The sequence below is a fragment of the Candidatus Neomarinimicrobiota bacterium genome (assembly GCA_018647265.1).
Classification (GTDB): domain Bacteria; phylum Fidelibacterota; class Marinisomatia; order Marinisomatales; family TCS55; genus TCS55.
In genome coordinates this window covers 1-5,520 of record JABGTK010000138.1, presented here as the reverse complement: position 1 = coordinate 5,520, position 5,520 = coordinate 1, and the positions used below count along the sequence as shown (strand labels likewise).

Below are 5,520 nucleotides of genomic sequence, written 5' to 3'. Positions count from 1 at the left end.
TCAATACGGGCAAAGTTCGGGGAACAGACCCAAAGTGCATCAATAGCAGGGTCGGCAATCATATCGGTAATGGTGTCGTATGCTTTTGCATTATCTCCTACACCGATAGATCGGGCCAGTTTGGCCGATTCTTCAGCGGATGCTTTTGTGCGGGACATGACACCCACCACATCGCAGTTCCGTACGGATATTAGTGATTGTATATGAAAACGAGTGATGAAGCCACCACCGATAAATCCGATACCTATGCGTTGTTTACCCATACTTATTCATCACTCTTTTTTAATTGTACGTTGAAGAAGGAGAAAAATAAAATACCCGTGACCAATCCCATTCCAGCCAGCGTGTACCAAAAACTGGAATAATTAAAAATCCCACCGACTGTATAAATTTCCTGCAAATACCCGGAGAGCCATCCACCCACAACGGGGCCACCGCCAAAAATGATAATGCCAAATACCGTTTGGGCAGAATGGCGAACATCATCATCCGCAAGCTTATCCACGTAGATAAATCCGGCGGCAAAAAAGAAAGCAAAACAAAATCCGTGAAAGGCCTGACTAACAACCATCACCCAAGCAGGGAGAATGGATGTGCCAAAAATGGCATAACGCGCGAAGTAGGCCATAATGCCGATGGTGATAACTTTCTTGAAACCGAAGCGCTTTAAGAAGAATCCTAAGTAGGCCATGGTGGCGATTTCTGCAAATTGGCCGATGGTCATGGCGGGACCAATAGCACTATCCTTAATCCCGATAAACGAGAGGAATGGCCCCGTCTGGAGAAAGTAGATCTGGTGAATAATACTTACACCCAAACTGGCTAAAACAAGGACGAGAAATGATTTATTATTGAAAAGAGAAAATGCTTTTTTGAAGGCCAGTTTTTCAACTGCATCTGCTTTGGGCGGTGTGTTTGGAAGCATAAAACAGAATGCGCCATAGGTCATTGAAATGAATCCGGAAAATTTAAGTGCATCTGCCAAACGGGCTGTCACATTGGGGACTTCAGCGCCGGAAAGAAATGGCGGCATAAGTTGAAACGAAAGATCCTGCTGGAGCCAAATCATGGGGAAGGCCCAACTGGCTGCAATCCAACCAATCGTGCCCCAAACTCTTATTCTTGGGAAAGAATTTTCCGCATCGTCAATGTGGGCAAAGGCTACGGAATTTGATAAGGCTAGCGTTGGCATATACAAAACACTATATAGAATAGATAAGTAGAGCCACGCTTGGTAATCTGTTTGTGTCGATGTGTACCATTTAACAAGTCCACCGGTAAAGACCAAAAAAGCCAAAACCTTTTCTGTGCTAAAATATCGGTCTGCAAATTGGCCCGCAATAAAAGGTGCCGCAACGGCGCCAATTGATCCGGCTAAACCGAGGATCATGCCAATTTGTGATCCGGAGAATCCAAGTCCCCCTTCTGCTATACTAGCGGAGAGGTATCTTGCCGTAAGGGGTAACCATGCACCCCAAATGGCGTATTGCAGGAACATCATAGTCCCCAATCGAGAATTTTTCGTCATTTAATTTTCTGAGTTTATAGTGTCAAATCAATTTGCGATTCACAGGATCCCATTCGATTCGCCGACCTTGGAAATAGGATTCGGTCGCCATGTGGCATGCCACTGCTTCGTGGAAAGCTACTTCAATATTACATTTTGGGGTACCGTCATTGCGGATGGAATCGAGCCAATCCTTGATATGTAAATGGGTTGGGTCCACACGCTTTCCTTCGCGATAGGTGTAAAGAAGTCCCTTATTCGCGAAATAACGAGAAGTGGCTGATGTTACACCATCAATCTGTTTTGACCCTGGCGAATAAGTGTAAATTGGGTATTTCGGATTTATGATACCACTCTGTAGCCGTTCTTTATATTGGGTGGATTCGGAGTCTGCCGTCACTACAAATCCATGGACAGATCCACCACCGCTTTGACCGCCCATTTGCATGGTGGCATCGTGACCCATAATCCGGTTTCCACGAGGATTATTGCTGGAAAGGGTAGCACTGTATAGAACAGTTAAATCCTTATCCGGATATTCCAAAGTTGCATTCCAAACGTCAGGTACATCACGGCCGTCTTTGTAAAAATAGATACCACCTGTTGAAGATGCATATTTTGGTATACCAATGTCCATAATCTGATTTAATGCATCAAAATCATGAGAGAATAAATCTCCGGAAAGTCCAGTGCCATAGTCATACCAACAGCGCCAGCGGAAGAAACGCTCTAGTGCTTCTTTACCAAAGGGAATTTTGTTGGGTGATGGTTCCTGGAACATGTCCCAATCGAGCGTTTTGGCGTTGGCATCAGGGTGGATATTCCAAACCCATGCGCCCCATGGAGAGTTTCGGTTGGTGGTCAGTTCAACCATATTGATAGGACCAAGGAGACCCTGTTTAATGATTTGCTTTGCTTTTTCATTTGCTTCTACCTGGCGGTTCTGGTGACCAAGCTGAAATTTAATTCCTGTTTCTATTATTGTATCGTAAACATCTACTGCCTCATCAAAAGTTCGGGTCATTCCTTTCTCGCAATAGACATGTTTCCCAGCTTTGGCCGCATCAATAGAAATACGGGAATGCCAGTGGTCCGGTGTGGCAATAATGACCGCATCAATTTCATCATTGGCGAGCAATTCTTTATAGTGACGGTACCGAACAGCAGACTTACTCGGTTTGCTACCGGGGCGAACTTCATTGGCGGAAGCGGCAATACCATTATTTGCATTTACATCAAATAAATCGCACACTCCCACAAGGGATACATTCAAATCTTCTTGGGACATGAAGGTTGCAAATCCCTTGTCCAGTTTATTCTTTCGCGCATTTTCCGAAGCTCGGTCTGTCCAGCTCGGAGTAGCAAATCCAGCACCGCGGACCAAATGACCGCCTCGACCGCCGTATCCAATTACGCCAATGTTCAAATGTTTACTATCTGACAATCCACTAATTACTGCGGGGGCAGATTTTTCTTGGATTAAGTTGGAAAGCAGGTTGGCTTTTTTGGCCGCATCACGACTCATTTTCCGCCAGAGGTTTGCCAAGAAAAGGCCAAATACGGGCACAGTGGCAAGACCTTTTATAATGTCTCGGCGTTCTAAATTTGTTTGATTTTGTTTGTTCGGTTGATCGCTCATAACAAACTCCCTTTAATTTGATTCTAGTTTGGAAAAGAAACGATCCAAACCGATGATTTGACTGGTGGGGAAACAATAGATTACCCAAAGTGCACAAGCTTCAATGAGGTTTTTGTTTACAATAAGATAACTGCCTTCACCTGGACGGCCATATTCTAAACCGAGGAGGGGTGGGGCAAATAGGTAATAAAGAGAAACGAACACCATTCCGATTAAAGCACCATAGCGGCTGAATAATCCTAAGAGTAAAGAAATACCAACAAATGTAAGTCCCCACATATTTACATAATCTGAAATGCCCAAAAGGGTAGGGTTGGAAACAATCGTTTTTGCTAATCCTGAAAAGATCCATTTTGAATCTAAAAGATAGGCTGCTGACGACCAGTATGGGTTAATTATTTTGGAAATTCCTTCGAACAAAAAATGCCAACCGATGAGTACGCGTAGGGTGACAAGCCCATAAAGTTGGCATTTATCTTTTATAACCGATGAATCAAAACTGCTCATATTGATTAAACCTCACTTCGTTAGATTTTGTAAAAAAAGAACTGCAAAGAATAAGCGTTATTTACATTAAAACTCAACAAGGAATTTTAAAAGTATTTTATCGTTCAGAACGGCAGAATGAATTGCTATTAATAAATTAATACTGTAATTTAAATAAAGATAAAATGGTCCTAATATCGTGATAAAAAAACATCAATATTCGATTAAAATGGCGAAAAATGAAATTATCATTACTCGATTATCATTTTTTTTAAGTATAATTATTATTACAGTATTATTTTTACGATACCCAAAATTATCGGGAAGTCAATTTGACATTGAAGAATATACTTATAAAGATATTGACCAGATTGATATACCCTTGACCCATCAAAAGCTTGAAAATTTGCCGCGACCTACTAGACCATCAATACCTATTGCAGCGGAAACAGAGGATATTTCAGATGATCTCACTTTAGAGGAATTCAGTTTTGAAGAATATGATGTTTTAGATGCCCCGCCACCAATGCCAAAGGATGGTCCGGATGTTAAATTTATTCCTTATGACGAGCCACCAATGCCCATAGGGGGGTATAGTGCCATAAAGAAAAATTTAATTTATCCTGAAATGGCAAGAGAGGCAGGGATTGAAGGTGATGTATTTGTCCAATTTTTTGTTGATAAGAAAGGGCGAGTAAGGGATACAATTGTTATAAAAGGAATTCCAGATACTGGATTAGACGAAGCGGCTTGTGATGCAATAAGAAAAACAAGGTTTATTCCTGCAAAGCAAAGAGAAATACCTGTTGGTGTTTGGATATCAGTCCCAGTCCGTTTTAAACTAAATAAATAAAAAAACGAAATTAAAAGGAGAAAATAATGAAACGAATAGTTCTTACAACTGATTTTTCAGCTTCAGCGCGAGTCGCTTATGAGAAAGCAATAATGCTTAGCGAGGGATTTGATATGAAAATTGACTTAATTCATGTGCTAAACCCCAATATAGTTCCACCCGTTTATTATCAACAATTATCACTGCCGAATGAATTAGAAAGGAATAGAAACGAATTATCTGATAAATTAGAATTAGAAGTATTGGAGTATCTTTCTAATTGTGTTGCCGAGTATCACTTATTAGAAGGAATTCCATTTAAAGAAATCATAAACTATTCCAGAGAGAATCAGGCAGAAATGATTGTTATGTCAAGTCATGGTCATTCAGCAATGAATCAGTTATTATTCGGATCGACAGTCGATAAGGTGGTGAGGAAATCACCGATACCTGTTCTTTCCGTTAGAGATAAATCCATATCCTTTGAATTGCCCTAATTAAAAAAAATGATGTTAAAATTATTCAAAATTGAAAAAGATTTTCAATTCCTTTTTATAAACACTAAATATTATAAATTATGTATCACAAATAAATAGTTATTAGTGTATCAAACTAGAGGATTTAATGAAAAAATATTCAGGAATTAAATCTACAGCAGACGGCGCCGCAATTGTAGTTTGGGTTGAATCTCATATCACACAAGGTGCCTGCGCGTATCCAATCACATCATCGACTACCATGGGGTCTGGTTACCAAGCAGTTATTGCGAATGGTGGGACCAATATTTGGGGTGACCATATGGTTTTTATTGAATCTGAGTCGGAACATAGTTCTGCTTCTGCTTGTGAAGGTTATGCTTTAGCTGGAGGGCGAGTTACCAATTTTACATCGGGGCAGGGATTGGTTTTAATGAAAGAAGTCCTCTATACAATTTCGGGCAAGCGGCTTCCAGTTGTATTTCATATTGGAGCCCGAGCCCTTACATCTCACTCTTTAAATGTTCACGCAGGGCATGATGATGTTATGGCTGTTACGGATACAGGGTGGGGTATGCTA

7 protein-coding genes are annotated in these 5,520 nt (G+C 40.9%); 3 read left to right on the top strand and 4 right to left on the bottom strand.

The window, feature by feature from the left end:
• The 4 genes from HN459_08430 to HN459_08415 all read right to left on the bottom strand — a co-directional run.
• Positions 1-263: Gfo/Idh/MocA family oxidoreductase (locus HN459_08430; protein MBT3479472.1), on the bottom strand; the 263-nt coding region annotated here is incomplete at its 3' end.
• A gap of 2 nt (positions 264-265) precedes the next feature.
• A complete protein-coding gene (locus HN459_08425; protein MBT3479471.1) occupies positions 266-1,528 on the bottom strand; it encodes a hypothetical protein in 1,263 nt (420 codons plus the stop codon).
• Between the two features lie 22 nt (positions 1,529-1,550).
• Complete coding sequence (locus HN459_08420; protein ID MBT3479470.1) at positions 1,551-3,146, bottom strand: Gfo/Idh/MocA family oxidoreductase; 1,596 nt, start codon at positions 3,144-3,146, stop codon at positions 1,551-1,553.
• Positions 3,147-3,158: 12 nt separating this feature from the next.
• Positions 3,159-3,653: a DoxX family protein gene (locus HN459_08415; protein ID MBT3479469.1), complete on the bottom strand. Its 495-nt coding sequence runs from the start codon at positions 3,651-3,653 to the stop codon at positions 3,159-3,161.
• 178 nt (positions 3,654-3,831) lie between these two features.
• On the opposite strand from HN459_08415, the gene HN459_08410 reads away from it, so the two are divergent.
• From HN459_08410 to HN459_08400, 3 genes are all read left to right on the top strand, one after another.
• Positions 3,832-4,485 (top strand): energy transducer TonB, encoded by a 654-nt coding sequence (locus HN459_08410; protein ID MBT3479468.1) that lies wholly within the window; start codon positions 3,832-3,834, stop codon positions 4,483-4,485.
• A 26-nt stretch (positions 4,486-4,511) separates the two neighbouring features.
• Positions 4,512-4,961, top strand: coding sequence for a universal stress protein (locus HN459_08405; GenBank protein MBT3479467.1), 450 nt, complete (start codon positions 4,512-4,514; stop codon positions 4,959-4,961).
• Positions 4,962-5,088: 127 nt separating this feature from the next.
• Positions 5,089-5,520: pyruvate ferredoxin oxidoreductase (locus tag HN459_08400; GenBank protein ID MBT3479466.1), on the top strand; the 432-nt coding region annotated here is incomplete at its 3' end.